At 72.3% G+C, this 26,797-nt stretch carries 30 protein-coding genes; 10 read left to right on the top strand and 20 right to left on the bottom strand.

The genetic code is table 11. The features are described 5' to 3' along the window. The first annotated feature begins 66 nt into the window (after positions 1-66). A complete protein-coding gene (locus tag ASG40_RS13735; RefSeq protein ID WP_244480619.1) occupies positions 67-1,515 on the top strand; it encodes a DEAD/DEAH box helicase family protein in 1,449 nt (482 codons plus the stop codon). On the opposite strand, the gene soxA is transcribed toward ASG40_RS13735, so the two are convergent. The 9 genes from soxA to serB form a co-directional block, all read right to left on the bottom strand. Beyond that, positions 1,505-2,275 (bottom strand): sulfur oxidation c-type cytochrome SoxA, encoded by a 771-nt coding sequence (soxA, locus tag ASG40_RS13730; protein WP_055886704.1) that lies wholly within the window; start codon positions 2,273-2,275, stop codon positions 1,505-1,507. The two genes, ASG40_RS13735 and soxA, sit on opposite strands and share 11 nt — an antisense overlap. Continuing rightward, positions 2,272-2,592: a thiosulfate oxidation carrier complex protein SoxZ gene (gene soxZ, locus ASG40_RS13725; RefSeq protein ID WP_055886703.1), complete on the bottom strand. Its 321-nt coding sequence runs from the start codon at positions 2,590-2,592 to the stop codon at positions 2,272-2,274. Before soxZ ends, soxA begins: the two co-directional genes overlap by 4 nt. A gap of 4 nt (positions 2,593-2,596) precedes the next feature. Further along, the gene (locus ASG40_RS13720) at positions 2,597-3,070 is read right to left on the bottom strand and encodes a SoxY-related AACIE arm protein (protein ID WP_055886700.1); all 474 of its coding nucleotides are present in this window, start codon (positions 3,068-3,070) and stop codon (positions 2,597-2,599) included. Next, the gene (soxX, locus tag ASG40_RS13715) at positions 3,067-3,579 is read right to left on the bottom strand and encodes a sulfur oxidation c-type cytochrome SoxX (RefSeq protein ID WP_443136615.1); all 513 of its coding nucleotides are present in this window, start codon (positions 3,577-3,579) and stop codon (positions 3,067-3,069) included. The genes ASG40_RS13720 and soxX overlap by 4 nt, the downstream gene beginning before the upstream one ends. Further along, a complete protein-coding gene (locus ASG40_RS13710; RefSeq protein ID WP_055886696.1) occupies positions 3,576-4,832 on the bottom strand; it encodes an NAD(P)/FAD-dependent oxidoreductase in 1,257 nt (418 codons plus the stop codon). The genes soxX and ASG40_RS13710 overlap by 4 nt, the downstream gene beginning before the upstream one ends. Continuing rightward, positions 4,829-5,158 carry a c-type cytochrome gene (locus tag ASG40_RS13705; protein WP_244472334.1) on the bottom strand — a complete coding sequence of 110 codons (330 nt, stop codon included), beginning with the start codon at positions 5,156-5,158 and terminating at the stop codon, positions 4,829-4,831. The genes ASG40_RS13710 and ASG40_RS13705 overlap by 4 nt, the downstream gene beginning before the upstream one ends. Further along, entirely contained in the window at positions 5,155-7,356 is a 2,202-nt protein-coding gene (locus ASG40_RS13700; protein WP_055886694.1) for a xanthine dehydrogenase family protein molybdopterin-binding subunit, read from the bottom strand. Before ASG40_RS13700 ends, ASG40_RS13705 begins: the two co-directional genes overlap by 4 nt. Before the next feature lie 10 nt (positions 7,357-7,366). After that, complete coding sequence (locus ASG40_RS13695; protein ID WP_055886691.1) at positions 7,367-7,834, bottom strand: (2Fe-2S)-binding protein; 468 nt, start codon at positions 7,832-7,834, stop codon at positions 7,367-7,369. A 96-nt stretch (positions 7,835-7,930) separates the two neighbouring features. Further along, complete coding sequence (gene serB, locus ASG40_RS13690; RefSeq protein ID WP_055886688.1) at positions 7,931-8,833, bottom strand: phosphoserine phosphatase SerB; 903 nt, start codon at positions 8,831-8,833, stop codon at positions 7,931-7,933. 3 nt (positions 8,834-8,836) lie between these two features. Here serB and miaA point away from each other — a divergent pair, with 3 nt between their 5' ends. Then, complete coding sequence (gene miaA, locus ASG40_RS13685; protein WP_055886684.1) at positions 8,837-9,781, top strand: tRNA (adenosine(37)-N6)-dimethylallyltransferase MiaA; 945 nt, start codon at positions 8,837-8,839, stop codon at positions 9,779-9,781. Here the strand turns inward: miaA and ASG40_RS13680 are convergent. Together ASG40_RS13680 and moaA are read right to left on the bottom strand one after the other, a co-directional pair. Further along, positions 9,771-10,637, bottom strand: a complete 867-nt coding sequence (locus ASG40_RS13680) for an NAD(P)-dependent oxidoreductase (RefSeq protein ID WP_055886683.1) — start codon at positions 10,635-10,637, stop codon at positions 9,771-9,773. The two genes, miaA and ASG40_RS13680, sit on opposite strands and share 11 nt — an antisense overlap. An 85-nt stretch (positions 10,638-10,722) precedes the next feature. Further along, the gene (gene moaA, locus ASG40_RS13675; protein WP_055886681.1) at positions 10,723-11,760 is read right to left on the bottom strand and encodes a GTP 3',8-cyclase MoaA; all 1,038 of its coding nucleotides are present in this window, start codon (positions 11,758-11,760) and stop codon (positions 10,723-10,725) included. A gap of 181 nt (positions 11,761-11,941) precedes the next feature. On the opposite strand from moaA, the gene ASG40_RS13670 reads away from it, so the two are divergent. Together ASG40_RS13670 and ASG40_RS13665 are read left to right on the top strand one after the other, a co-directional pair. Beyond that, positions 11,942-12,460 carry a gamma-butyrobetaine hydroxylase-like domain-containing protein gene (locus tag ASG40_RS13670; protein ID WP_055886678.1) on the top strand — a complete coding sequence of 173 codons (519 nt, stop codon included), beginning with the start codon at positions 11,942-11,944 and terminating at the stop codon, positions 12,458-12,460. A gap of 131 nt (positions 12,461-12,591) precedes the next feature. Then, entirely contained in the window at positions 12,592-12,918 is a 327-nt protein-coding gene (locus ASG40_RS13665; protein WP_055887357.1) for a hypothetical protein, read from the top strand. Positions 12,919-13,029: 111 nt separating this feature from the next. On the opposite strand, the gene ASG40_RS13660 is transcribed toward ASG40_RS13665, so the two are convergent. The 3 genes from ASG40_RS13660 to ASG40_RS13650 form a co-directional block, all read right to left on the bottom strand. Next, positions 13,030-13,737 carry an NUDIX hydrolase gene (locus ASG40_RS13660; RefSeq protein WP_055886675.1) on the bottom strand — a complete coding sequence of 236 codons (708 nt, stop codon included), beginning with the start codon at positions 13,735-13,737 and terminating at the stop codon, positions 13,030-13,032. After that, positions 13,730-14,626: a PhzF family phenazine biosynthesis protein gene (locus tag ASG40_RS13655; RefSeq protein WP_055886673.1), complete on the bottom strand. Its 897-nt coding sequence runs from the start codon at positions 14,624-14,626 to the stop codon at positions 13,730-13,732. The genes ASG40_RS13660 and ASG40_RS13655 overlap by 8 nt, the downstream gene beginning before the upstream one ends. Positions 14,627-14,733: 107 nt before the next feature. After that, complete coding sequence (locus tag ASG40_RS13650) at positions 14,734-15,081, bottom strand: hypothetical protein (protein ID WP_055886670.1); 348 nt, start codon at positions 15,079-15,081, stop codon at positions 14,734-14,736. Positions 15,082-15,367: 286 nt separating this feature from the next. On the opposite strand from ASG40_RS13650, the gene ASG40_RS13645 reads away from it, so the two are divergent. The 3 genes from ASG40_RS13645 to ASG40_RS13635 all read left to right on the top strand — a co-directional run bounded on the left by ASG40_RS13645 (position 15,368) and on the right by ASG40_RS13635 (position 17,949). Further along, the gene (locus ASG40_RS13645; RefSeq protein ID WP_055887354.1) at positions 15,368-16,255 is read left to right on the top strand and encodes an HpcH/HpaI aldolase/citrate lyase family protein; all 888 of its coding nucleotides are present in this window, start codon (positions 15,368-15,370) and stop codon (positions 16,253-16,255) included. Continuing rightward, complete coding sequence (dut, locus tag ASG40_RS13640; protein ID WP_055886667.1) at positions 16,252-16,755, top strand: dUTP diphosphatase; 504 nt, start codon at positions 16,252-16,254, stop codon at positions 16,753-16,755. The genes ASG40_RS13645 and dut overlap by 4 nt, the downstream gene beginning before the upstream one ends. 129 nt (positions 16,756-16,884) lie before the next feature. Beyond that, the gene (locus tag ASG40_RS13635) at positions 16,885-17,949 is read left to right on the top strand and encodes an HD-GYP domain-containing protein (protein WP_055886664.1); all 1,065 of its coding nucleotides are present in this window, start codon (positions 16,885-16,887) and stop codon (positions 17,947-17,949) included. A 62-nt stretch (positions 17,950-18,011) separates the two neighbouring features. Here ASG40_RS13635 and fabI read toward each other — a convergent pair whose 3' ends face one another. The 5 genes from fabI to ASG40_RS13610 form a co-directional block, all read right to left on the bottom strand. Beyond that, positions 18,012-18,821, bottom strand: coding sequence for an enoyl-ACP reductase FabI (fabI, locus tag ASG40_RS13630; protein WP_055886661.1), 810 nt, complete (start codon positions 18,819-18,821; stop codon positions 18,012-18,014). A 74-nt stretch (positions 18,822-18,895) separates the two neighbouring features. Beyond that, positions 18,896-19,624 carry a sigma-70 family RNA polymerase sigma factor gene (locus tag ASG40_RS13625; RefSeq protein ID WP_055886658.1) on the bottom strand — a complete coding sequence of 243 codons (729 nt, stop codon included), beginning with the start codon at positions 19,622-19,624 and terminating at the stop codon, positions 18,896-18,898. Positions 19,625-19,780: 156 nt separating this feature from the next. Further along, positions 19,781-20,611, bottom strand: a complete 831-nt coding sequence (locus ASG40_RS13620; RefSeq protein WP_055886654.1) for a class II glutamine amidotransferase — start codon at positions 20,609-20,611, stop codon at positions 19,781-19,783. Positions 20,612-20,702: 91 nt separating this feature from the next. Next, on the bottom strand, positions 20,703-21,188 hold the full coding sequence (locus ASG40_RS13615; RefSeq protein WP_055886651.1) for an MmcB family DNA repair protein: 486 nt from the start codon (positions 21,186-21,188) through the stop codon (positions 20,703-20,705). 106 nt (positions 21,189-21,294) lie between these two features. Beyond that, positions 21,295-21,816, bottom strand: coding sequence for a DedA family protein (locus tag ASG40_RS13610; RefSeq protein ID WP_055887352.1), 522 nt, complete (start codon positions 21,814-21,816; stop codon positions 21,295-21,297). Positions 21,817-21,991: 175 nt separating this feature from the next. Between ASG40_RS13610 and pdxY the strand changes: the two genes are divergently transcribed. Beyond that, complete coding sequence (gene pdxY, locus ASG40_RS13605; protein WP_055886649.1) at positions 21,992-22,840, top strand: pyridoxal kinase PdxY; 849 nt, start codon at positions 21,992-21,994, stop codon at positions 22,838-22,840. On the opposite strand, the gene ASG40_RS13600 is transcribed toward pdxY, so the two are convergent. Then, entirely contained in the window at positions 22,827-24,623 is a 1,797-nt protein-coding gene (locus ASG40_RS13600; RefSeq protein ID WP_055886647.1) for an ABC transporter ATP-binding protein, read from the bottom strand. The genes pdxY and ASG40_RS13600 overlap by 14 nt on opposite strands. A gap of 218 nt (positions 24,624-24,841) precedes the next feature. Here ASG40_RS13600 and ASG40_RS13595 point away from each other — a divergent pair, with 218 nt between their 5' ends. Further along, a complete protein-coding gene (locus ASG40_RS13595) occupies positions 24,842-25,171 on the top strand; it encodes a hypothetical protein (protein ID WP_055886644.1) in 330 nt (109 codons plus the stop codon). Between the two features lie 70 nt (positions 25,172-25,241). After that, positions 25,242-26,666 carry a methyl-accepting chemotaxis protein gene (locus ASG40_RS13590; protein ID WP_200944267.1) on the top strand — a complete coding sequence of 475 codons (1,425 nt, stop codon included), beginning with the start codon at positions 25,242-25,244 and terminating at the stop codon, positions 26,664-26,666. Positions 26,667-26,797 lie beyond the last annotated feature (131 nt).

The following is a 26,797-nucleotide window of genomic DNA, read 5'->3' as shown; positions in this document are numbered from 1 at the left end:
TTGATGGCTCCCGGCGCCAGGGGCGAGGCCCGCTCCGGCGATCCGTGCCATAAGCCGGCCCGTCCCATGGCCTCCACCGACCATACGCCCGCCGCCCTCACCATGCTGACGCCTCGCCCCCATCAGGTCGCGGCGCGGGACGCGATCCTGCGCGCGCGGGCCGCCGGGCGCAGCGGCTTCCTGCTCGGCGACATGACCGGGCTCGGCAAGACGCTCTCGGTCTGGAGCGCGCTGGCATCGATGCCCGAGGCGGAGGTGCTGATCGTCTGTCCGAAAGGGGCGATGCCGCAGTGGCGCCACACCATCGCCCGCTCGGGCCTGGCCGCCAAGACGGTGACGCTGATCAACTACGAGCGCACCAAGTCGCTGATGGCGCCCTCGGCCGCCGTCGTCCGTCGCTCGACGCGGGCGAAGAACAACGCCCTGGCCAAGCACGGCGCCCTCAAGCGGTCCTGGCCCCTGGTGGTGTTCGACGAGAGCCACCGCCTGCGCAACCCTCAAGCCCAGCAGAGCCTGGTCTGCCGCCAGATCGCGGAGGCTGCCGCCTTCACCATCTACATGAGCGCCACGGCGGGGCAGGCGCCGCACGAATTGTCCTACCTCGGCCGCCTGCTGGGCGAAGCGGCCGGCCGGCCGGCCGGGACGCTGGCCGAATTCCGTGCCCTGATGCAGCACCTGGCGATCGGGCGGGCCAAGGGGCGCTGGGTGAACTGGTCGTGGCAGGCCAACGCCCACGATTGCGCCGTGATGGCCGGTCTCCTCTATGCCGGGCCCGACGCCATCGGCCTGCGGCGGCGGCCCGGCGACATCGCCGGCTGGCCGGAGGTGCAACGCGAACTCGCCGCCACGGCGCTCGGACGCGACGAGCGCCGGCTCTACGACGCCACCTGGCGCGAGTTCCGCCGCGAATGGGGCTTAGCCGGCGGCAGCACCCGCCGGCCGGTCGGCTGGGCGGCGGACCTGCGCTTCCGGCAGAAGGCGAGCCTGCTGCGGGTCTCGGGCACCGCCGATTTCGCCGAGCTGTTGCTGGAGGACGGCCAGCAGGTGGCGGTCTCGGTGGCCTTCCTCGAGACCCGCACGGCGCTGTGCGAGGTTTTCGCGGCGCGGGGCTGGCGGGCCGGTGCCATCGACGGCACCCGGTCCTCCGAGGTCAACGAGGCGACGCGCACCGCCTTCCAGACCGGCAATCTCGACGTGGTGGTGTTCACGGTGACCGAGTCGATCTCGCTCCACCGCAACGAGATGCCCGGCGGCGAGCGACCGCGCAGCCTCGTCGTCCACGACCTGCGCCACAGCGCCATCCAGCTCGCGCAGATCGAGGGCCGCTGCCACCGCGACGGCGAGGCGGCGACGATCGTCTACGCCTTCGCCGAGGACACGGTGGAGGAGGCGATCGCCGCCACGGTGCTGCGCCGCATGACCGCCATGGACGCCATGGCCGGCGAGGACACTGCGATGCTCGACGCGATCGTCGCCTGCCTCGACGCCGAGGTGGGCGAGCCCGTCACGGTCTGACGGCGGGCGTCTCGATGGGCAGGGGGGCTGCCCGGTCCATCAGGTAGCGTTCGAGGGCGACGAACTCCGCCGATCCGTAGGCGAAGGGCTCCGCCCGCATCCCCGTCATGCAGTTGCGCAGGCGCCGCTGCACCGAGCCGAGGCCCTGCCATTCGAGCCGGTAGAGCGGGTAGCCGGTGGGATGGCCCTGCGGAATCGTCGCCGCACCCAGGCGCCGGCCGTGGTTGTCGTCGTGGCAGGCGGCGCAGGACAGGCCGAGCTGGCCGATCCGTTCCCGGAACAGCGCCGCGCCCTGTGCCCGCGCCGGATCGAGGCGAGGGTCGCGCGGCGGTGCGATGGGAAGGCCGCGCGATTGGAACCCGAGGTCGGCGGAGAGCGCCAGCAGCTCGCGGCTCTCGTGACCGTAGGGAGGTTCTCCCTGGTGCTCGCGCCGGCAATGGTTGATCCGGCCCTGCAGGTCGATCGCAGCGCCGCTCGCTTCGTCGAAGGCCGGATAGCGGGCGGCGACGCCGCGCAGGGTCGCGGCCTCGCCGTGGCAGCCGGCGCAGGCGGGCCGGCCGGAGGCGGGCGCCCTGGTCCAGAGGTCGGCGCCGTCCTGCACCCAGAGCAGGCCGGGGTTGGCCGTGTCGTCGACCTGTATCGCGCGGGTCTCGGCGCTCATGGCGTCGAAGCCCGAGCGGCGCTCGGCCGGCGGGATCTCGTCCGCCACGGCCGCGAGCGAGGCGAAGGCGCCGAGGGCGGCCGCAGCGAGCCGTCTCACGTCACGGTCAGCGTCGCGGTCTCGGTCTGCGAAAACCCGTTGTCGCCGCGCCAGGTGAAGGTGAGCGGGCCGGTCGCCTGCGCCACCAGGGTGAAGGTGAGATAGGGGTTGGCGGCGGTGGCCGGAAACAGCTCTGCGCGAAACACCTCGCGCCCGTCGTAGTGGCAGGCGAAGTCCGTGATGATGTCGCGGGCCATGATGCGGCCGTCGGCGCCGGGGCGGAAGCCCGTCTCCATGGGGTGCGAGATCAGCGTCTTGATGGTGACGACCTCGCCGGCCTTGGCGGATTTCGGCACGTTGATCAGGGTGCGGGCCATCGGCTCAGCCCTCCAGGCAGGCGGCCAGCGTGACGATCGCGTCGGCGCTGGTGGACCAGTAGCGCCCGTCGCTGGTCTCGGCGATGGCGGTGATGCGCTGGGTGTCGGCCAGCCGGATGCGGGTGGTCACCGCCGCGCGGCCGGAGGCCGGCCCGAGATGCACCGTGACCACGTTGGGCTGCGGGTTCTTGTCGTTGAACACCGCGATGCGACGGACGTGGTCGTCGGCGGTCATCGGGCTGTCGACGGTCACCGTGATGGTCACGGCGTTGCCGTTCTCCACGAGGGGGGGCAGGTCGAGGTGGATCCGCCCCGGCGTGATCGCCGCCTCCCCGGCGAACCGGCGGATCGCCTCGGCCGTGCTCTCGGTGCGCACCGCGGAGGCCGCCGCGACGGGACGCACCGTGATGGCCAGGACGGCCGCCGCCCCGGCGGCGAGGAGGTCGCGGCGGTTCCGGGTTCCGGCGGAGGGCGTCATCGGGCTGGTCCTTCCCTGGTGTCGTCGCGCAGCGTGGCGAGGTAGGCGACCACGTCTTCGATCTCCTGGGCCTCCAGCACCGGCTTGCCGCGCCAGGCCGCCCCGACGCGCGGGCTCGGGTCGACCCGGTGATAGGAAGGCATGATCGTGTCCGGGTTCAAGGCCCGGCCGTCGACCAGGCGCAAGCGAAGCTGTCCCGCCGTGTGGCGGCTGCCGGCGCCCGACAGGTCGGGGCCGAGGTCGCCCTGGAACCGTTCCTCCGGGATCGGCCCGGCGTGGCACAGCAGGCACAGCCCCCGGGTGCGGTCGGCGATGATCGCGCGGCCGCGCGCGGGGTCGCCGGGGGTGTCGGTGAGGGGGGCGGGAATGGCGTCGCCGACGATGGCGATGGGAGGGCGGCGGGTGTCCGTCGCGCCCGCGAAGGATGCATCGACTGCCAGAAGGCACCCGGCCGTAAGAACGAGGCGCGTGGCCTTTCCGGCGGTCTCATGCGGCCCGGTCCGCCTCACCCGAACACCCGCCGGGTGATAGTCCGGTACCAGTCGGCGGCATACGCCGCCTCCTGCTCGCGCAGGGACGCCGGGGCGTCGAGGGGGCTGATCCCGCCCGCGCCCTCGACGTCGGCCAGGACGCCGCCGGACGGGCGGTAGACCCCTGCGATGGAGATGCCGTAGCCGGGTGCCACGAGGCTGTAGCAGGTGTTGATGAGCTTGGGCTCCTCGGGCGCGCGCCCGGCCAGGAGGTCGATCACGGCGAGCGCACAGACCTGGGCCTGCGCGTCGGCCGAGAAGGCGGATTTCGGCATGGCGCCGGCGATGGCCGCGTCGCCGATCACGTGGATGCCCGGCACCAGCCTGGATTCGAACGTCACCGGGTCGATCGGGCACCAGCCAGAACGGTCGGCGACCCCGGCGGTGACCGCGATGCGCCCGGCCCGCTGGGGCGGGATGATGCAGGCCACGTCCGCCTTGTACTCGGAGAAATCGGTGCGCACGGTCATGGTGGCCGGGTCGACCCCGGTTACCTGCCCGCCGCCCGCCAGGGGCACGTATTCGAGGATGGAGGGGTAGAGGGAGGCCCAGGCCGCCTCGAACAGGCGCTGCTTGGAAAAGACGTCCTTGGCGTCGAGGACGATCAGTTTCGCGCTCGGCTTGCGGGTCTTGAGCACATGCGCGATCAGGCTCGCGCGCTCGTAGGGCCCCGGCGGGCAGCGGTAGGGGTTGCCCGGCACCGACAGGACGACGGTGCCGCCCTCCGGCATCGCCTCGATCCGACGCCTCAGGAGCTCGGTCTGCACCCCCGCCTTCCAGGCATGGGGCATCACCTCGGCCGCCGCCTCGTCGTAGCCGGGGATCGCGTCGAAGCGCAGGTCGATGCCGGGCGACAGGACGAGGCGGTCGTAGGGCAGCGTCGCGCCGTCCGCGAGGGTGACTCGGCGCCGGTCGGCATCGATCGCCGCGGCCACCGCATGGACCACCCGGACCCCCGATCCGGACACGCCGTCGTAGCCGAAGCGCTGGGCCTCCATCGGCTGCAGCCCGGCGATGACCTCGTTGCTGAACGGGCAGGCGGTGTAGGTGGCGTTCGCCTCGACCAGGGTGACGTCGAGGCCGCCGGCCAGAAGCGCGCGGGCCGCACTGGCGCCGCCGAACCCGCCGCCGACGACGACGACCTTGGGCTTGCCCTGGGCGAGGCTGGGCTTCGGGAACGCCAGGACGGCCCCGGCGGCGCAGATGAGGTCACGACGGGTCGGGGCGGTCATTCCGGCGGCCTGCGCGAAACATACGCCGCGATGGCCCGGCTCTCCGCCTCCGAGAACCCCTTGGCGATGCGGCCCATCACGCTCGCCGGCCTGGCGCCCGAGCGGTACTCGGCCAGGGCGGTGGCGATCTCCGCCTCCGGCCGTCCGGCGATGGCCCCCATGGCCGCGCCGGCCGCGTGACAGCCGGCGCAGGAGGAGGCGCCCGGCGGCGGCCGCATGTCCTGTGCGGCCGCCGCCGGCATGTCTTGCGCGGCCTTCGGCGAAAGGTCTCGCGCGGCGGCCGGCACGGCGGCGAGCAGCAGGAACGCGGCTCCGATCCCCCTCACGCCCGGCGCAGGTCCGTGTTCTTGAGCGGCATCTGGCGCACGCGCTTGCCGGTGGCGGCGAAGACCGCGTTGAGCACGGCAGGCGCCGCCACGGCGATGGTCGGTTCGCCGACGCCGCCCCAGAACCCACCCGAGGGCATGACGATGGTCTCCACCACCGGCATCTCGTCGAGGCGCATCACCGGGTAGCTGTCGAAGTTGGTCTGCTCGATACGGCCGTCCTTGACGGTGCACTCCTGGTAGAGCGCCGCCGAGAGTCCGTAGACGAACGATCCGCCGATCTGCGCGTCGATCTGCTGCGGATTCAGGGCATGGCCCGGATCGGTGGAGGCCACGATGCGGTGGACCTTGACCTTGCCCTCGTCGGTCATGGAGATCTCGGCCACCGCCGCCACGTAGCTGCCGAAGCCCATCATCTGAGCGAGGCCGCGGAACACCCCCGGCGCGGGCTTCTCACCCCAGCCGGCCTTGTCGGCCACCGCCTGCAGCACGGCGCGGTGCTTGGGGTGGTTGCCCATCAGCTTCAACCGGAAGGCCAGCGGGTCCTGCCCCGCCGCGTGGGCGAGCTCGTCCATGAAGCATTCGAGGTAGATGGCGTTGGGGTTCATGTTCACGCCGCGCCAAAACCCCGGCAGGATGTGCGGGTTGCGCATGGCGTGATCGACCAGGATGTTGGGGATCGTGTAGCCGATCGCCGCCTCCGCGCCGCCCGGGTTGAGCCCCTGGAACACCACCGGGTCCTTGCCGTCCACCATCCGGTTGGGCGCCACCGAGGCGAGGATCGACTGGCCGGAGATGCGCATGTGCAGGCCGGTGAGGTTGCCCTGCCCGTCGAGGGCGGCGCGCATCCGGCACTGGGTGATCGGGTGGTAGCGCCCGTGCGCCATGTCCTCTTCGCGGGTCCAGATCAGCTTGACCGGGGTGCCCGGCATCTCGCGGGCGATCAGCACGGCCTGGCGCAGCCAGTCGTGGGTGGCGCCGCGGCGCCCGAAGCCGCCGCCGAGGTGGATCTTGTGGACGTCGCATTGCTTGGCCGAGAGCCCGGACGCCTCGGCCACCGCGGCCAGGGCCGCCTCGCCGCTCTGGGTCGGCGCCCAGGCCTCGCAGCGCTCGGGCGTCCAGCGCACCGTGGCGTTCATCGGCTCCATGGTGGCGTGGTTCTGGAACGGCACGCCGTAGGTGGCCTCCACCACCTTGGCGGCACCCTTGAGGGCGGCCTCCACGTCGCCGCCCTTGTTGCCGACATGGGCCTCGGTGGCGTCGAGGCCCTCGCGCAGCATCGCCGCGATGGTGGCGCTCGACACGGTGGCGTTCGGCCCCTCGTCCCAGACGATCGGCAGCGCATCCAGCGCGGTCTTGGCCCGCCAGAAGGTGTCGGCGATCACGGCGACCCCCGTGTCGCCGACCTGCACCACGCGCTTCACGCCCGCCATGCCGGTGACCGCCTTGGCGTCGAAGCTTTTCACCGTGCCGCCGGTGACCGGGCAGTCGCGGATCGCCGCGTTGAGCATGCCGGGCAGGGTCAGGTCGATGCCGTAGACCTGGCTGCCGTCGAGCTTTTCCGCCGTGTCGAGGCGCTTCACCGGCTTGCCGGCGATGGTCCAGTCCTTGGGGTCCTTGAGCACCACGTCCTTGGGCGGCGCGATCTTGGCCGCCTCGACGGCGACCGCGCCGTAGGTGGTGGTCCGGCCCGAGGCGGCATGGGCGATCACGCCCCTGTCGGCGCGGCACTCGCCCGGCGCCACGCCCCAGCCCTTGGCGGCCGCCTCCACCAGCATGATGCGGGCGGCGGCCCCGCCCTTGCGGACGAGGTCGTGCGAGTCGCGGATGCCGCGGCTGCCGCCGGTGCCGAAATCGCCCCAGACCCGGCCCCGCGCCAGGTTCTGGCCCGGCGTCGGATACTCGGTCACCACGCGCGACCAGTCGCAGCCGAGCTCCTCGGCCACCAGCTGGGCGAGGCCGGTGAGCGTGCCCTGGCCCATCTCGGAGCGGGCGATGCGGATCACCACGGTCTCGTCGGGGCGGATCACCACCCAGGCGTTGACCTCGGGCGTGATGGTGGCCGCGTCCTGCGCCATCGCCTCGCCGGCGAAGGGAACGTGGAAGCCGAGGCTGAAGCCCCCGGCGAGCGCCGCCACGGAGGCGACGAAACCGCGGCGCGACAGGGCGGCGGCGGGGGTCGGGCGATAATCGGTCATGGTTGCCCCCTCAGCCGCGGCCGGCTTCGCCGCGCTCGGCGGCGAGCTTGATGCCGGCCAGCACCCGCGTGTAGGTGCCGCAGCGGCAGATGTTGGTGATCTCGGAGCGGATCTCGGCCTCGCTCGGGCGCGGGTTCTGCGCCAGCAGCGCGGCCGAGGCCATGATCATCCCGGGCTGACAGAAGCCGCATTGCGGCACGTCGAGCTCGCCCCAAGCCTTCTGCACCGGGTGCGAGCGGTCCGCCGACAGGCCCTCGATCGTCACGATCTTCTGGTCCGCCGTCACGCTCGACACCGGCATCGAGCAGGAGCGCACCGCCGCCCCGTCGATGTGGACCGTGCAGGCCCCGCATTGGGCGATGCCGCAGCCGTACTTCGTGCCGGTGAGGCCGGCCTGCTCCCGGATGACCCAGAGGAGCGGCGTTTCGGGTTCGGCATCGACCTCGCGGACGACACCGTTCAGGTTCAGCCGGATCATGCTTCGTCTCCGCGCTCGGCCCCAGACAGGCTCTTCGATCACACCAGTAGATGGGCAACGCGAAGGTTTTGCAACGCCGCCTGGCGACGCAGCCGCTCAGGCCGCCGTCACGAACTCGCTCGCCGCGAACCCCTGCAGGTAGAGCAGCGCCGTGAGGTCGCCGTGGTCGATCTGGACGCGGGCGGCCGCCGCCACCTTGGGCTTGGCCCGGAAGGCGACACCGAGCCCGGCCTCGGCGAGCATGTCGAGGTCGTTGGCGCCATCGCCCACCGCCAGGGTCTCGGCCGGGTCGAGGCCGAACCGCGAGCGCAGGGCGATCAGCGTGGCCCGCTTGGTCTCCCGGCCGACGATGGGTTCCTCCACGGTGCCGGTGAGGCGTCCGTCGCGCACCCCCAGCGTCGTGGCATGGGCCTCGTCGAAGCCGATCGCCGCCGCGATCGGTCCGGCGAACAGGGTGAAGCCGCCCGAGACGAGGCAGGTGTGGACGCCGTGCGCCTTCAGGGTTCGAACGAGGGTGAGTGCGCCCGGCGTCAGGGTGATCCGGTCGCGGATCAGCCCTTCGATGGCGGCGAGCGGCAGGTCGGCGAGCAGTGCCACGCGCTCGCGCAGCGCCGGCTCGAAGGCGATCTCGCCCCGCATCGCCCGCTCGGTGATGGCCGAGACGCGGGCGCGCAGGCCGATCGTCTCGGCGAGTTCGTCGATGCACTCCTGCTCGATCATGGTGGAATCCATGTCGGCGAGGAACAGGCGCTTGCGCCGATGGCGCCCCACGGGCAGCACCGCCACGTCGAACGGCTCGGCCGCGAAGGCGGCGCGCAGGCGCCGTGCCAGGGCAGGGGCCGCCGCCGCCTCGCCCGGGATCAGCAGTTCGGCGGCGATCTCGCCGTTGAGGATGCGCGGCTGGTGCTCGGTGGCCATCACCGCCCGCGCCTCGGCCAGGACCGCATCGGTGATGGCGGGCCGGGATTCGTTTGCTATCAGGGTGGCGACGAGGGTCATGTCGTGAGCGTCCCCACCTTGCCGACCCGGAACGGACCGGCCGCGATCCTCATTGCAGGGCCCACCGCCTCGGGCAAGTCGGGGCTGGCCCTCGACCTGGCCCGCCGGCTCGGCGGGGTCGTGGTCAACACCGATTCGATGCAGGTCTACGCCGACCTGCGCCGGCTCTCGGCGCGCCCGAGCCCGGCCGAGGAGGAGGGCGTGCCCCACCGCCTCTACGGGCACGTCGACGGCGCCGTGAATTATTCCGCCGGGCACTTCGCCCGCGATGCCGCGTGTCTCCTGACGGAGTTGGAGGCAGTGGGGACCCTGCCGGTCTTCGTGGGCGGCACCGGCCTGTACTTCCGGGCCCTGGAGGAGGGCCTGTCCGATCTCCCGGCGGTGCCGGACCCGGTGCGTGCCGCCATCCGCGCGCGGGCCGAGGGATGCCCGACCGAGGCGCTCCATGCCGATCTCGCCGGCGTCGATCCGGCCGGGGCCGCGGCGCTTCGCCCGAGCGACCGCGCCCGGATCATGCGCGCCCTGGAGATCCATGCCGCCACCGGCCGGCCGATCGCCGCCTTCCACGGCGAGCGCAGGCCCGGGCCGCTGGCCGGCCGGCCCCTCCTCAAGCTGTTCCTGTCGCCGGAGCGCGAGACCCTGCGCCGGCGCATCGACGACCGCTTCGTGGCGATGATCGCGGACGGCGCCCTCGACGAGGTCGCGACCTTGCGCGAGCGCCGCCTCGACCCGCTCCTGCCGATCATGCGGGCGCACGGCGTGCCGGGGCTGATCGCTCATCTCGACGGCGAGATCGGGCGGGACGAGGCGATCCTCCGGGGGCAGGCCGACACCCGCCGCTACGCCAAGCGCCAGTTCACCTGGTTCCGCCACCAGATGGGATCGGAGTGGCTGTGGACGGACCCCGAGGCGGCCCTCGCCCTGGCGCTGGCCCGCCTCAGCGCTTGAGGCGGGCGAGGAGGCTCGAGGTGTCCCAGCGGTGGCCGCCCATGGCCTGCACGTCGGCGTAGAACTGGTCGACGAGGGCGGCCACGGGCAGCTGCGCGCCGTTGTGGCGGGCCTCCGCCAGCACGATGCCGAGATCCTTGCGCATCCAGTCGACGGCGAAGCCGAAGTCGAACTTGGCCGCGTTCATGGTCTTGCCGCGGTTCTCCATCTGCCAGGAGCCGGCCGCCCCCTTGGAGATCACGTCGAGGACCGCTTCCACGTCGAGCTCGGCGGATTGCGCGAAATGGATCGCCTCGGCGAGCCCCTGCACGACGCCGGCGATCGCGATCTGGTTGACCATCTTGGTGAGCTGGCCCGAGCCGGCCGGCCCCATCAGCCGCGAGGCCTTGGCGTAGGACAGGATCGCCGGTTCGACGGCCGCGTAGACGGCCTCCTCGCCGCCGCACATCACGGTGAGGGTGCCGTTCTCCGCGCCGGCCTGACCGCCGGAGACGGGTGCGTCGACGAAGCCGAGGCCGGACTTTTCCGCCACCGCCGCCAGCGCCCGGGCGATCTCGGCCGAGGCGGTGGTGTGGTCGACGAAGGTCGCGCCCTTGTCCATGCCCGAGAAGGCGCCGTCCTCGCCCATCGTCACGCCGCGCAGGTCGAGGTCGTTGCCGACGCAGGCGAACACGATCTCTTGGCCCTGCGCCGCCTCGTAGGGGGTCGGCGCGGAGCGGCCGCCGTGCTGGGCGACCCACGCCTCCGCCTTGGCGGCGGTGCGGTTGTAGACGGTGACGTCGTGGCCGTGCTTGACGAGATGCCCGGCCATCGGGCCGCCCATGACACCGAGACCTAAGAACGCGACCTTGGCCATGACCTGCTCCGAACGGTAAAACTACCGCAGCGGTCTAAGCCTCATTCCACGGTCTGTCATACGGTCGACCTGAAAAAATCCGTGCTCAGCCGCCGGTCACGCTCATGTGGCGGGGCACCGCCGCGGGCCGGGCCCGTTCGATGACGAAGTCGTGGCCCTTGGGCTTGCGGGCGATGGCGTCGATCACCGCCTGGGTGACCAGCGCGTCGTCGGGCGAGGCGCGCAGGGCCGCGCGCAGGTCGGCCGCGTCCTCCTGCCCGAGGCACATGTAGAGCTTGCCGGTGCAGGTGAGCCGCACGCGGTTGCAGCTCTCGCAGAAGTTGTGGGTCAGCGGCGTGATGAAGCCGAGGCGGCCGCCGGTCTCCGCGATGCGGACGTAGCGGGCCGGGCCGCCGGTGCGGTCGGGCAGCGGCACCATGGTGAAGCGGCTCTCGAGCCGCGCCCTCGCCACCGAGAGCGGCAGGAACTGGTCGGTGCGGTCGCCCTCGATCTCGCCCAGCGGCATCACCTCGATCAGGGTCATGTCCATGCCGTCGCCGTGCGCCCAGGCGATCATGTCGGCGAGTTCGTCCTCGTTGACGCCCTTGAGCGCCACCGCGTTGATCTTGACCTTGAGGCCGGCGCGGCGCGCCGTCTCGATCCCGTCGAGCACCACCTTGAGGTCGCCGCGGCGGGTGATCGCCTTGAACTTGGCCGCGTCGAGGGTGTCGAGCGAGACGTTGACGCGCTTGACGCCCATCGCCGCCAGGTCGCCGGCGAAGCGCCCGAGCTGGGTGCCGTTGGTGGTCAGCGTGAGTTCGTCGAGGGCGCCGCTGTCGAGGTGGCGCGAGAGGCGGCCGAACAGGTGCATGATGTCGCGGCGCACCAGCGGCTCGCCGCCGGTGATGCGCAGCTTGCGCACGCCGCGCCCGATGAAGACCGCGCAGAGCCGGTCAAGCTCTTCGAGGGAGAGCAGGTCGCCCTTGGGCAGGAACTGCATGTCGTCGGACATGCAATAGACGCAGCGCAGGTCGCAGCGGTCGGTCACCGAGATGCGCAGGTAGGTGATCGCCCGCTGGAACGGGTCGATCAGCGGCATCGCCACCGGTGCGGACGGACGGGAGACGGCGTGGGGAGCGTCCATGCTGGACTCGCGACTGGAACCTGGGGACAGGGTATCGGTATTGCCGCGTGACGAACCTGGCATGCCACGCCATATGATGCGTCGCGGGCCCATGAGCAAGCGCGCGCCTCGGCGCGCCGGGGTTGTCGCGGCCGCAGGCCTGCTGGGCAGGCCTTTCTGGGCAGGCCTTCTGGGGATGACCATGACCGATCAAGCGACGCCCCGGCCGATCGTCGAGCAGCAGGTGTCCGGCGGCACCGAACGCTGGCCCACCGAGATCCGCCTGTCGGGCGACAAGCGCACGCTCACGGTGGCCTTCGAGGACGGCGGCCGCTTCGCGCTGCCGGCGGAATACCTGCGGGTATCCAGCCCGTCGGCGGAGGTGCAGGGGCATTCGCCGGCCGAGCGCAAGGTGATCGGCGGCAAGGTCGACGTGGCGATTCTGGCGGTGGAGCCGATCGGCAACTATGCCGTGAAGCTCACCTTCGACGACATGCACGACACCGGCCTGTTCGGCTGGAGCTACCTGTACGACCTCGGCCGCGAGTACCGGAAGCGCTGGCCGATCTACCTCGCCGAACTGGAGGAGCGCGGCCTCACCCGCGAGCCGGCCAGACGGTCGGCGGCCAAGCCGACAGCTGCCAAGCCGGCAGCGGCCAAGCCGGCCACCGACGAGCCCGCGGGCGGCGGAAGCTGCGGCAGCGGTTGCGGCTGTCATTGAACCGCAAGCCCGGCGAATGCCCCGGCGTGTTCCGATCCCACGAGTCCCCGCTCCCGAGATTGACCCGGCCCGAGCCTGGCGGCACAACCCCGCCAGTTCTGTCGCCGTCGGATGAGGACATAGCCGTGACGATCCAGCCATCGAGCCGTCTGCTGGCCCTTGTCCTGTCAGCCGGTGCCCTCGCGGGGTGCCAATCGACGGCGAGCGCCCCGCCACCGGCCGCAGTGGCGGCGGCTCCGGCCGCCGTCGTGCTGCCGCAGGGGTCAGGGTGCGGCCCGGCCATCGCCAGGACGCAGGCGGTGGTGGAGAGCGATGTGGCGACCGGCAACCTCAACAAGCCGGTGGGCGACCGCTTCCAGGCCGACCTGAGCGTGGCGGCCCAGGCCTGCGCCGCCGGCCGCGACCGCGACGCCTCCGGCCTGCTCGCGGCGGCCAAGGCCCGCTACGGCTACCCGTAAGGGGCATCGTACCATTTCCGGGTGATCACTTCGTGATGCGGACATGGGCTTCGCTCAGGTGCCGCGCGGGCTCGGTGATACGGTTCCCGCTCGATCCAAGCGGAAACCGTATCACCCACCGAAGGCGTGGCCGAGCGCGGCCCGTACGAAGCCCGGCATCCGCGCGGGATCGATGTCGCCGGTCCTGCGCGCGATCGTGAAGCCGGCGAGTTCCGGTGCGGCTTCCGCCCGGCGGTGGCGGTCCATCCTGGCCACCAGCGTATCGGCGTCCTCGGGGAAGTCGATCTCACGCAGGAACGCGAGTTGGCCGTCGCCCTGCCAGAGGGTCCAGTGCTCGGGCGCGCCGTCTGGCACCGCCATCCCGGTCTCCTCGGTGAGCTCCCGCGCGGCGCTGCCCGCGAGATCGACGCGACCGTCCGCTCTCAGATCGTCGAGGTCGGGGGTGCCGCAGGGGAAGTACGCCTGGCCGGCATTGGCGGTGTGGCCGCCCATGATGCCGAGGATCACGGCGCCGTCCGCCGAACGCGGCACGACCGCGGCGAAGACGTTCTTCACGCCGCCATCGGGCGAGCCGGCGTCGCGGTGCCCGAGGAAGCAGGCGTAGCGCGTCTCGAACAGATCGAGCCGGCAGGCCCCCTCCGTCACTTCCCAGCCGCAGGCGAGGAAGACCCGGCCGTCGAAGATGCCCGGCCGCTCGGCCATCCGGCGCGCCCAGTTCCGGGTGACGAAATCCGCCGCCTCGCGCGCCCACGGCCAGTCGTGGGCGACGCGGCGCGCGGCGATGCGGCTCACGGCGTGCCGGGTGAACGCCTCAGGCATGCAGGGTGCCTTCGGTCACGACCACCGCCGAGCCGGAGATCTCCACCGTGCGCAGGGCGCCCGACGCGATCGTGAGCTGCACCCCGATCGCGCTCGGCCGCCCCATCGCCACCCCTTGCGTGATCGCCACGTCGTGGGTGCCGTCGCCGAGCGGCTCGAACTGCATCATCACCCCGGCGAAGGCCGCCGCCGCCGAGCCGGTGGCCGGATCCTCCGGCACCCCGAGGTGGGGCGCGAACATCCGCGCGAGGTAGCGATGGCCGATCCCCTCCGGATCGACCGCGTAGAGGTAGAGGCTATCGACCGTCTCCAGGGCCGCGAGGCCCGCCGGATCGACCGTCGCGGCGTCGAGGGCGGCGCCAGTGGCCACCGGCACGAAGGTGAAGCCGTGGCCGATGCCGTGCCGGCTCGGGACGTGGAGACCGAAGCCGATGTCGGAGGCCGATAGGCCGAGGGCCGCGGCCAGGGCCTCGCGGGCCGGCGCCTCGCCGCGGTACTCGGGCATCACCGGCAAGGTGAAACGGGCGCGCCCGCCGTTCGCGCGGGTCTCGACCACGCAGGAGATCACGCCGATCTCCTCCTCCAGGCCGAAGGCGCTGGCGTCGGCGAGCCCCGCCCGCCCGTCCTGCAGCGCCAGCAACACGGCCGTGCCGATGGTGGGATGGCCCGCGAACGGCAGTTCCCGCGCCGGCGTGAAGATGCGCAGCCGCGCCCTGCGCCGGGGCTCGTCGGGGGGCAGCACGAACACCGTCTCGGAGAGGTTGAACTCGCGCGCGATCCTCTGCATCGCCGCCCCGTCGAGCCCCTCGGCCTCGAGGACGACGGCCAGCGGATTGCCGGAAAACGGCGCCTCGGTGAAGACGTCGAGGGTAACGAAGCGGCGTGCCATGGGCTGTCCTTGCGGCGAGGTGGCGGATCGGGCCGCAGGATAGCCTGCCCTCGCCCCCGGCGCATGCCCCGGGCGAGGCCTCCGATCGCCACCGCAGGCCGGTCGTCTCAGGCGGGCGGGCCGTTCTCGGCCGTGTCGCGGCCCGCGTCCCGCGACGCCTCGGCCCGGCCCTGCTCGCGTGCGGCCGTCATCAGCGCGGCGATCTGGCTCGCCGTCGCCTCGTACGTGGCGGTGCCCTCGACCCTGCGAAACCCGTGGAGCAGCGCGCTCTCGATCAGGGCGTTCTCGGCCTCGCTGCCGGGCGCCGGCGACGCCGGGGGAATGCGACCGGTGTCGCGGAAAGTCCTGGCGCGGCGCAGGCCGACGTAGATCTGTTCGATGAGGACATGGCCGCTCCAGTCGTCGTCGATGGTGATGACGCTGGCGCCGTGGTGGATCGCGATGGGAAAGGTCATGCCGGCTCCGGCCCCTCGACGGGCGTCTCGTGAACGCTCCGGTCCGGTCCATGGACGTGCGCTCCTGCCCGGGCAAGCGCCGGCGCGCGGGTTGAAACCCGCTGCCCGGACCGGTATCGCCGTCGTGGCGATTCCGTCTTCGGCCCAGGGCTCCCGCGGACCTCGGCGCTTCGTCCCGTGACAGCCGGGCGATGTCGAGGCACCGGTGCCGATGGACGGCCCTCACGCGCAGGTCAGTCCCATGTCGGTCAGTCCCATGTCGGTCAGCCCCACGTCGGTCAGCCACTTGTCCGAGATCCGCCCGCGTCGCAGCGTGCTTTCCATGCCGGGCTCCAACGCCCGCGCCCTGGAGAAGGCCCGGACCCTTCCCACCGATGTCGTGATGATCGACCTCGAGGATGCCGTCGCCCCCGAGGTGAGGACGCAAGCGCGTGCCGCCGTGGCCGCGGCCGTCGCCGCGCGCGGCTTCGGGCGCCGCGAGGTGGTGGTGCGCATCAACGCCCCCGACACTCCCGCCGGCGAGGCCGATCTCGCCGCCATCGCCCCGGCCGGCCCCGACGCCATCGTCGTGCCCAAGGTCTCCGGCCCCGACGTGCTGGTGAGCGTCGGCTCGCGCCTGCGGCGGCTCGGCGCCCCCGACCGGACCCGGCTGTGGGCGATGATCGAGAGCCCGATGGCGATCATCGAGATCGGATCGATCGCCAGCGCCGCGCGCGACGTCGATTCGCGCCTCGCCTGCCTGATGGTGGGTCCCAACGATCTGGCCAAGTCCAGCCGCCTGCGCCTGGGCGTGCCCGGCCGGGCGGCGCTGCTGCCCTGGTTGATGACCGCCCTGGTGGCCGCCCGCGCCTACGAGATCGACATCGTCGACGGCATCTACAATTCCTTCACCGATGCCGAGGGGTTCCGGGCCGAGTGCGAACAGGGCCGCGATTGCGGCTTCGACGGCAAGATGCTGATCCACCCGAGCCAGATCGAGCCCGCCAACGCCATCTTCGGCCCGACCGCCGAGGAGATCGCCGAGGCCCGTGCCATCATCGCCGCCTTCGCCGCGCCGGAGAACGCGGGCCGCGGCGTCATCCCGTTCCGGGGGCGCATGGTCGAGCGCCTGCACGCGGTCGAGGCCGGCCGCACCGTGGCCATGGCCGAGGCGATCGCGGCCCTCTCGGCGTGACCGGGGCGCCGCCGGATCTGCGCATCGCGGTCCGCCTTCACGACGCGCGGCTGCGGGACTGGGGCTTTCCGCGCTGGGGCTCGGCCGGGGCCGCGGGCCTCGACCTGCATGCCTGCCTCGACGCGCCTGTGACGTTGCTGCCGCAGGCGCCCCCGGTGCTGGTGCCGGCGGGGTTCTCGGTGCGGATCGGCGATCCGGACTGGTGCGCCCTCGTCGTCCCGCGCTCCGGCCTCGGGCACAGGAGCGGCCTCGTCCTCGGCAACACGGTGGGCGTCGTCGATGCCGACTACGAAGGCCCGCTCCTGATCTCGGCCTGGAACCGCAACCCGCCCGGTGCGGCGGATGCCGACATCGTGATCGCGCCGGGCGACCGCATCGCCCAGCTCGTCTTCACGCGGGTCGTGCGCCCGCAGATCACCATCCTGGACGGCGGTTCCGGCGGCGAGGCGCCGGGCACGCGGGGGACCGGAGGCTTCGGGTCCACCGGAATTCGCCCTTGACCGTTGCCGGCTCGCGACGACTTTCAGCCTCGCTTAACCGGTCGTGAGCCAAGGTCTCACGGTGCCGCAGCCTCTCGGGCCCCATGCGGCGCGGCGCGATCCGTGGCGGACGGTTTCGGACAGGCAGGCATGGCGGCAGATCCCGAACCCTCGCAGATCGCCATCGTCTGCGCCGCCACGCCGACCGATCTCGTCCTGGCCCTGCGCCCCCTCGACGCCGCCCTGCGGGTCATCGAGGGAGCCGGCACCGCGGCGGATCGCCTGCGCGACCCGGCGGTGGACGTGGTCGTCGTCGAGCACGGCACCGGCCTCGACGGGCTCGGCCTCGCGGCGGCGCTGCGCGGCGAGCCCGATCTTGAAGAGACGCCCATCATCCTGATCGTCCCGGCCGAGGGCGGCCCGTCGCGGCGGGAGGGCATCGCCGCCGGCGCCACCGACGTCGTCCTGGCGCCCTACGATGCCTTCGACCTCCAGATCCGCACCCGCAACCTCGCCGCCCTGTCGCTGGCGCGCCGGCAGGCGGAGCGCCAGGCCCGGTCGATCCATCGGGTCGTGAACCGCGCGGTGGCGGAATCGGCCCAGCGCGAACGCGAGATCATCCGCCGTCTCATGCTGGCGGCGGAGTACCGCGACGACCAGGCCGGCGACCACCTGACCCGGGTGGCGGGCTGCGTCATCGCCATCGCCGAGGGCCTCGGCCTGTCGGAGGCGGACGCCAACGACATCGCGCTCGCCTCGACCATGCACGACATCGGCAAGATCAGCATCGCCGACGACATCCTCATGAAGGCCGGCCCGCTCACCCCGGCCGAGCGCGACGAGATGAACCAGCACGCCCTGCGCGGCTACCAGATGCTCAACGACAGCCCGTCCCACCTGCTGCAACTCGCCTCGGAGATCGCGCTCACCCACCACGAGCGCTGGGACGGCACCGGCTACCCGCAGGGGCTGGCGGGCGACGAGATCCCGCTCTCGGGCCGCATCATCGCGGTGGCCGACGTGTTCGACGCGCTGATCTCGGAGCGGGTCTACAAGCGCGCCTGGCCCGTGGACGAGGCGCGCCGCCACCTCGAGGACAACGCCGGCACGCATTTCGACCCGGCCTGCATCGCCGCCTTCGTCTCGCGCTGGGACGACATCGTGCTGCTCACCCAGGAGCGCCCGACCGTGGCGGCGACCGCGTCGGCGGCCTGAAGCGTCGGACCGAAGGGCGGCTGCCGGCCTTCGAAAAAATCCGGTGCGCTACAGAGCCCGCCTCACCCCGCATCCTGCCCCAAATCCTCGGGGCGCGGCATCGCGATGATGCTGTAGCCGGCATCGACGAAATGGACCTCGCCGGTGACGCCGCCGGAGAGGTCGCTGAGGAGGTAGAGGGCCGAGCCGCCGACCTCGTTGAGGCTCACGGTCCGCCGCAGGGGCGCATGCGCCTTCTGGTGGGCGAACATCGCGCGGGCGTCGCCGATGCCGGCACCGGCCAGCGTCCGCATCGGCCCGGCCGAGATCGCGTTGACGCGGATGCGGTCGGGGCCGAGATCGGCCGCGAGGTAGCGCACCGAGGCCTCGAGGGCGGCCTTGGCCACCCCCATCACGTTGTAGTTGGGCATCACACGGGTGGCGCCGCCGAAGGTCAGGGTCAGGAGCGCGCCGCCTGGCCGCATCATGGGTGCGGCGCGCTGGGCCACCTCCGTGAAGGAGAAGCACGAGATCGTCATCGTGCGCGAAAAGTTCTCGCGGGTGGTGGCGTCGACGTAGCGGCCCTTGAGCTCGGCCTTGTCGGAGAAGCCGATGGCGTGGACCACGAAGTCGATGCCCTCGGGGAAGCGCTCTCCCAGGGCGGCGAACACCGCGTCGACGCTGGCGAGATCCTCGACGTCGCAGGGCAGCACGATATCCGACCCGACGGAGGCGGCCAGCGGCGCCACGCGCTTGCCCAGGGCCTCGCCCTGGTAGGTGAAGGCCAGTGCCGCCCCGTGGGCGTGTAGCGTCCTGGCGATGCCCCAGGCGATCGAATGGTCGTTGGCGACGCCCATGATCAGGCCGCGCTTGCCTGCCATCAAACCCGTCATGCGTGTCCTCTCGTGGCCGATCCGGTTCTGAACGACCGGATTCGCCGGAAGTGTCGTTAAGCTCGGGGGCTCGATCAGTCCTTGGGCATCGCCGACTGGATCAACCGGTCGGAGCTCAAGTCTTCCTCGTCGTAGCCCAGGAGTTCGGCGAGGCGCCCGCGGGCGCGGCTGACCCGACTCTTCACGGTGCCGACCTTGCAGCCCATGATCGCGGCGGCCTCCTCGTAGGAGACGCCCTCGGCGCCCACCAGCACCAGCGCCTCGCGCTGGTCGGGCGGCAACTTGGCCAGCGCCGTCTGCAGGTCCTCGACGTCGAGGCGGTCGCCCTGGTGCGGGGCGGTGGCCAGGCGCGCGGCGTAGGAGCCGTCCTGGTCCTCGACCTCGCGCACGCGCTTGCGGTGGTCCGAATAGAAGATGTTGCGCAGGATCGTGAACAGCCACGCGTTCAGGTTGGTGCCCGGCTGGAAGCGGGCGCGGTGCTGCCAGCCCTTCAGCAGCGTGTCCTGGACGAGGTCGTCGGACCGGGCCGGGTTGCTGGTGAGCGAGAGGGCGAAGGCCCGCAGGGACGGCACGGCCGCGAGCAGGCCGTTGCGGAACTCCGGCTCGATCGCCTCGCCGCGGGCCTTGAGGGCCGCTTCCAGCTTCTCGATGAGTTCGGCGAATCGGCTCGGCTGGTCGTCCGTGGGCAACCGGTCGTAGATCGTGCGCAGGTGCTCGCCGAGGTGCGTCCGGATGGTCGCCGTCAGGTTGGGACGTCCATCGGCGGCGTCACCGCCGGTCGTCTCGATCACGTCGCGTGTCATGGCTCGTGGCGTTCTGATCTGGTCGGAAAGGGACCGGCGACCGGCTTCCCGGCGCGGGGTGAGGTATCGCGGCGGTCCGCTACCGGCCGGGATGCCCATCGTGTCGAAGAGGGTTGTAGCGCATCGCGGGCGGTGACGCACCCCGTATGCTCAAGCTCAAGCTCCTGCCACGGCGCCCGTCGCCACCGGCCGGACCGCGACCGCCCGCCGCGCCCCGGGCTTGAGCACCCGCACCGCCCCGTCGCGCAGGGACAGGACATGGCCGCGCTCCACATGCGTCCAGCACTCGTCGCGGGTCAGGGCCGTGGTGGCGACGACGGTGACCACGTCGGACGGTCCCGTCTCACGGGAAAAATCGACCCGCCAGTCCTCGTCCACCAGGGTGGCGGTGCCGAAGGGCGCGCAGCGGGTGAGGTAGCACAGGCGCTTGCCGCAATGGGCGTAGAGGGTGCGGCTGTCGGACAGCAGCATGTTGAACACGCCGAGCCCGTGGAGTTCGGCGCAGAGGTCGGCCACCGCCCGGTCGAGCTGGGCCGAGGTCGGCAGTTTCGGCCAGCGCGCCTGCAACTGGTCCATCATCCAGCAGAAGGCGTGTTCGCTGTCGGTGGAGCCCACGGGCTTGAACCAGGTCAGCGGCCAGCCCTTCACGCCGCGCAGTTGCCCGTTGTGGGCGAAGGTCCAGCGCCGGCCCCACAGCTCCCGGCTGAAGGGGTGGGTGTTCTCCAGCGCGACCCGGCCGCGGTTGGCCTTGCGGACGTGGGCGATGACGATGCGGCTCTTGATGGGAGCGTTGCGCAGGAGCTTGGCGAGTTCCGAGCGCGCGCTCGGCTCGGGCTCGTGGAAGGCGCGGCAGCCGCGCCCCTCGTAGAAGCTGATCCCCCAGCCGTCCGCATGCGGCCCGGTCTCGCCGCCCCGGCGGGCCAGCGCCGCGAAGGAGAAGCGGATGTCGGTGGGCACGTTCGCGCTCATGCCGAGCAGTTCGCACATGGTGTGGGGGCGATTTCTTTGGAAGAAGGGAAAACCCGCAGCAGGCGGGCAGGCTTAAGGGCCTTTGCGGAATCCCACAACGCGCCTTCGCCTACAACGCGCCCTCGCGGATCGCTCCGGGGTCGGCCAGCGCATGCAGCAGCCGCGCCGCGTTGTGGGCAAAGCGCAGGGTCACGGCCTTGCGCCGGGCGCCGCTCAGGGGATGCTCCGGCCCCTCGCGCAGGATCATCGCCCCGAACGCATCGGCCACGATGAGGCCGGTCTCGGCCGGGATCAGCGACTCGGGCAGGGTCTCGGGGATCGCGAACAGGAAGCGGTCGCAATAGGCCCGGTAGTCCGGCCATTTCCTGTCGGCGCGAAAATCCGCCACGCTCGACTTGATCTCGACGATGGTGAGCCGCCCGGCCGGGCACAGGGCGATGACGTCGGCACGGCGCCCGCCCGCGAGGGTGAACTCGGGGATGGTGACGTGGCCCATCTCGCGAAACAGCCGCCGGACTCCGCGCTGGACCTGCAGCGCGGTGGCCGATTGCCGGCGGTCGGGGGGAAGGACGACGTGGGCGAGGGAGGCGGACATGCGCGGCGCGGGGGCGTGTGACGGCGTCCCGAAACGGGACGGCGCCCCTCAAGAATCAGGTCGCGGCGCCTTTGTCACCTGCGGCGTCGTTCCGTCAGCCCGCGCCTCACCCGCGAAAGTACGTGAACAGCCCGGCGCCGGGCGCCAGCATCGCGAAGGCCCAGACCAGTGCGGAGAGCACGTTGGCCACCTGGAACGGCAGGCGGGCCACGCCGAAGGCGCCCGCGATCAGGGGCACCACCGCGCGGGCCGGCCCGAAGAACCGGCCGACGGCCACGCCCATGGCGCCCCAGCGACGGCAGAAGTCCTCGCCGCGCGCCACCATGTCGGGGTAGCGGCTCATCGGCCAGAGCCGCTTGGTGGCATCGGTGTAGTGGCGCCCGACCTCGTAGGAGAGCCAGTCGCCGAGGATCGCGCCGAGGGCGGCGGCCAGCACCACTGGCCAGAACGGGATACCCACCGCCCCCATCAGCGCGCCGATCCCGATCAGCAGGACGGTGGAGGGCACCAGCAGCGACAGGAAGGCCAGCGATTCGCAGAAGGCGAGCACCCCCACCACCAGGGGCGTCCACTCCTTGTTGGCTTCTACGAAGGCGAGGCTCGCGGTCTTGATGGCGTCGAGGTCGATGAAATCGAAGGTCATGTCGGCTTTCAGCAGATCGTGTCCGCTTTCAAAAGGTCATCGGCCGCCTTCATACGGGGGCGGGGTCGCACCGCAAGCCCGCAGATCGTTTCCCCGGCGGGCGGTGCAAGGACGCCACGAACCGGCTAGAGCGCGGGCTGCTCGCAAACGGTCGGCCCCCATGAACATCCTCTCGATCCAGTCGCACGTCGCCTACGGCCATGTCGGCAACGCCTCGGCGGTATTCCCGATGCAGCGCCTGGGCGTCGAGGTCTGGCCGATCCATACGGTGCAGTTCTCCAACCACACCGGCTACGGCGCCTGGCGCGGCAACGTCTTCGACGGGCCCTCCATCGAGGACCTCGTGGCGGGGATCGCCGAGCGCGGGGTGCTCGGCACCTGCGACGGGGTGCTCTCGGGCTACATGGGGTCGGCCGACATCGGCACCGCCATCGTGCGGGCGGTGGCGGCGGTGCGGGCCGCCAACCCGAAGGCGCTCTATTGCTGCGACCCGGTGATGGGCGACACCGACCGGGGCGTCTACGTCCGCCCCGGCATCCCCGACTTCATGCGGGGCCAGGCGGTGCCCGCCGCCGACATCGTCACCCCCAACCAGTTCGAGCTCGACCACCTCTCGGGCCTGGCCTCCACCAGCCTCGCGGCGGCCAAGCGCGCCGTCGCGACGGTCCAGGCGATGGGGCCGCGGGTGGTACTGGTGACCTCGCTCGTCACCGATGCGACGCCGGCCGATGCCATCGACCTCCTGGCGGCCGAAGGCGGCGCGTACTGGCTCCTGCGCACGCCCCGGCTCGACCTCGGCGTCAACGGCGCCGGGGATGCCATCGCGGCGCTGTTCCTGGTGCATTACGCCCGCACCGGCTCGGCCGCGGTCGCGCTGGGGATGGCGGGCGCCTCGGTCTACGGCCTCCTGCGCCGCACGGCGGAGGCCGGCTCGCGCGAGATCCTCACGGTGGCGGCCCAGGACGAGTTCGTGACCCCGACGACGACGTTCCCGGTCACGCCGGTGTAGCGGCGCCGGCCTCCTGCGCCGGCGCCAGCACGGCGGGCGAGAGGGAGGGGATCACCGCCGCCGGCGGCCCCGAGGCGACGATGCGGCCGGCGTCCAGCACGTGGACCGTGTCGGCCCGCGCGAGGCTCGCCAGCCGGTGGGCGATGAGGATGAGGGTGCGCCGGCCGGCGAGCGCATCGAGGGCGGCCATCACCGCCGCCTCGGTCTCGCCGTCGAGGGCGGAGGTGGCCTCGTCGAACACGATCACGTCGGGGTCGTGGTAGAGGGCCCGCGCGATGCCGAGGCGCTGGCGCTGGCCGCCGCTGAGCCGGGCGCCGCGCTCGCCGACGCGCTCGCCGTAGCCGCCGGGCAGGGCGGCGATCACCGCGTCGAGGCCGGCCAGGCCGGCGGCCCGGCGCACGGCGTCGTGGTCGACGGCCTCGGGCGGGACGCCGAGCGCGATGTTCTCGGTGACGGTGCCGTCGATCAGGAACACGTCCTGGGGCACGTAGCCGACCCGGTTCTGCCAGGCCGGCAGGGTCGCCTCGTCGAGGAAGACGCCGTCGACGGCGATGGTGCCCGAGGTCGGCGTCAGGATGCCGAGGACGAGGCCGACGAGCGTCGACTTGCCCGAGCCCGTGCGCCCCACGAGGCCCACCGTGGTGTGGGCGGGGATCGTCAGGTCGAGGGCCGAGAGCGTCCGCCGGCCGGGCTCGTAATCGAACGACACGCCCGCCAGCCGGATCTCGCGGGCGAAGGGGAGGGTGTCGCCCGTGCGCGGCGGCACGCTGCGTTCCCCGGCGAGTTCATCCACCACCACCCGCACCGCCGGCAGGTAGAACCGCAGCAGCGACAGCGACAGGAAGATGTTCTGGAAGGCCGGCAGCATCCGGTAGCCGGCGAAGGCGAACAGCCCGAGCAGCGGCAGCAGCCCGGCGGTGTCGAGCCCCTGGGACAGGGCGAACAGCACCACCGCGACGACGCCGCCGAAGGCCAGCGATTCCATGACGAAGCGGGGAAGCTGGCCGGTGAGGAGACTGGCGGCGGTGGCCCTGGCGTAGGCGCGGGCGGGGCCGTCGAAGCCGGCGGCGAAGGCCTCGGCCCGGCCGTAGAGCTTGAGTTCGGTCAGCGCCCCGAAGGTCTCCTGCACCACCCGGTAACGCCGCTCGTTGTCGGCCACGGCCTTGGCCCCCAGCCGCGCGAGGCGGGCGCGCATGACGAGGTAGAGGGCGACGTAGAGGCTGCCGAAGCCGCCGCCGAGGATGAGGGCGAGCCGCGGCGCATAGGCCATCAGGAAGCCGATCACGGCGAGCGCCGAGAAGCTGCGCGAGGCGATGACGGTGGCCGGCGTCAGCACGCCGACCACGAGGCGGTCGGTTTCGCTCAGCACGTTCTTGGCGAGTTCGGCGCTGTTGGCGCGGGCGAAGAACAGGCGCTCGCGGGCGAGGTAGCGGGCGAGCAGGCGCCGGGCGAGGCCGTAGCCGGTGAGGTTGGTGAACAGCAGCGTGGCGAAGGTGAGCCCGGCGTTGATCAGGCTCGTCGTCAGGATGGCGAGCAGCGCCGCCGCCCCCATCGCCATCAGGAAGGTGCGGTCGTCGGTCAGTCCCATCGTGGCGCGCAGGGCGGCCAGATACGGCACCTTGGCCGCGGCGGACGGATCCCCGACCAGGGTCAGGAACGGCACCACCGAGGCGACGCCCACCACCTCGAACAGGGCGGCGAAGGCCAGCCCCATCGCCAGCAGGGCGAGCCGCCGCCGCTCGTGGGGCCGCAGGATGCGGACGAGGTCGATCAGCGCGCGCATCGCGGATACGGGCTTTCGGTCACGGCCGTGGCGGGGCGGGGGCGATCCATCTGGCTCAGCGCGATAGAGGCGGGGCGCGCCGGTGTCCATGGCGCGGGGGGAGGGGGCTCCGGCCGGCGGCCTGGCGGGAGGCTGCCCCCCCAAAAAGCCTGGCGCGGGCCGCGACGATTGGAGAAAGGCTTAAACCAATCTTGATCTATGTGTTGAATTCTGTCCGCATGAGTTGGCGCATCGTCGAAAACTGCCTCCTGTCCGCCGCCATAGCCTTCGTGCTGCCGCTCCTGGCGGTCTCGCCCGCTCGCCCCGGCGCGGCGGTCCTCGTCCTGGTGGCGCCCTGGGCCGGGCCCGACCGGGCGATCGGCCTGATCGCAGCGGCCGAGGGTGAGATCGTGCGCGGCACGGCGATGTCCTGGCTCGCCGTGGCCCGATCGGACCGGCCCGATTTCGCGGCGAGGCTGAGGCGCGCCGGTGCCTGGATGATCTTCGATGCGTCGGGGGTCGGCGGTTGCGACCCGCAGGGGCGAGACGAAACCAAAGCGAGAGACTAACGAGATGCACGAGGCCATCAGCACATCCGGCGATACCCTCCATCGCATCCGGTCATCGGCCGGTTTGGCGATGATCGGGTTCCTCTGGGCCAACGCCGTCCTGGTGGTCGGCGCCAACGTCTGGCGGGAGACCTTCGCCGCGCCGGGGCTCGCCGGTGCCTCGCTGGCGCTCGCGGCGGTGCCGACCTGGCTGGCCTACCGGACCCCGGCCGACCCGCGCACCCGCATCGTCACCAGCATGGCCCTGGCCGCGCTCGTGGCGGTGCTGGTGGCGGTGTTCCAGCCCGCCGGCGGTGCGCCCACCATCCAGGGCGACCTGCACATGTACTTCTTCGCCTGCCTCGCCATCACCGCCGCCTTCGTCGACTGGAAAGCCCTGGTGGCCTTTTCCACCGTCGTGGCCGTGCATCATCTCGGCCTGTCGCTGCTGATGCCGAGCCTGGTCTTCCCGAACGGGGGCGGCCTCGACCGTGTCGCCGTGCACGCCGTGATCCTGGTGGCCCAGACCGCGGTGCTGGCGTGGCTGGTGTTCCAGGTCCAGGCCGGGCTGGCCGCGGGCGATGCCCTCGTTCGGACCAGGGGCGAGAAGGACGAGGCCGACGCTCTCCGGGCGCAGGCGCAGGCCCTGGCGCGCAAGGAGGAGGTTCGCGCCGCGTCGGTGGAGGGCCGGGTCCGCGCGTTCCAGGGGGCGGTCGCCGGCGTCGTCGCGGCCATCGAGGCGGCGCTCGGCCGGATGGGGGCGAGCACCGCCGCGATGGTGGAGGTCGCAGGACGCACCGCCGCGGATACCGACGGCGCCACCGACTCGTCCCGCCGCGCCGGGCAGAACGTCAGCCGCGTGGCATCCACCTGCGGCGGCCTGACGGCGGCGGCCGAAGAGATCGCGCAGCATCTGGCGGCGACCAACGCCGTCACCCGCGCCGCCGGCGAGGAAGCCCGCCAGACCGGCGAGACCGTCGCCAAGCTCATGGCCTCCGTCGAGAGGATCGGCTCGGTGATCACCACCATCCGCTCGGTCGCCGAGCAGACCAACCTCCTCGCCCTCAACGCCACCATCGAGGCGGCGCGGGCCGGCGAGGCCGGGCGGGGCTTTGCCGTGGTCGCCGCCGAGGTCAAGGAGCTCGCCGGGCAGACCGCCCGCTCCACCGAGGAGATCGCCGCGCAGATCCGCGACGTCCAGGGTGCCACCGAGCAGTCGGTGGCTTTCATGCGTGCCTTCGCCACGCGCATCGGCGACGTCGAGCGCACCGCCGGCGCCATGGTCGAGGCGATCGACCGGCAGCGCGCGGCGACGCGGGCGATGGGCACCGACATCGAGGCCGCCCTCGACGACGCACGCGCCGCCACGACGCAGGTGACGGCGGTCTCCCAGGCGCTCGGCACCACCGAGGCCGCCATCGGCGACGTCCAGGGCTCGGCCGATGCCGTCCACCGCCAGGTCGAGATCCTGCGAGAGGTCACCGCCGGCTTCGTGCGCGATCTCGACGCCGCCTGAGAGCGAGGGCGCGCCGCGGCCCGTGCGGCGGAGGCCTTCGACCGGCGATCGCCGCCGGGACGGGCCGTCCCGCTTTCTCCCGCGCGACCGGCGATGCGCCCCTCGCCCCGGCCCGTCCTCCCGTGGGATAC

The organism is Methylobacterium sp. Leaf399, from assembly GCF_001424525.1.
Taxonomy (GTDB): Bacteria; Pseudomonadota; Alphaproteobacteria; order Rhizobiales; family Beijerinckiaceae; genus Methylobacterium.
This window is presented reverse-complemented; position numbering and strand designations above follow the sequence as displayed.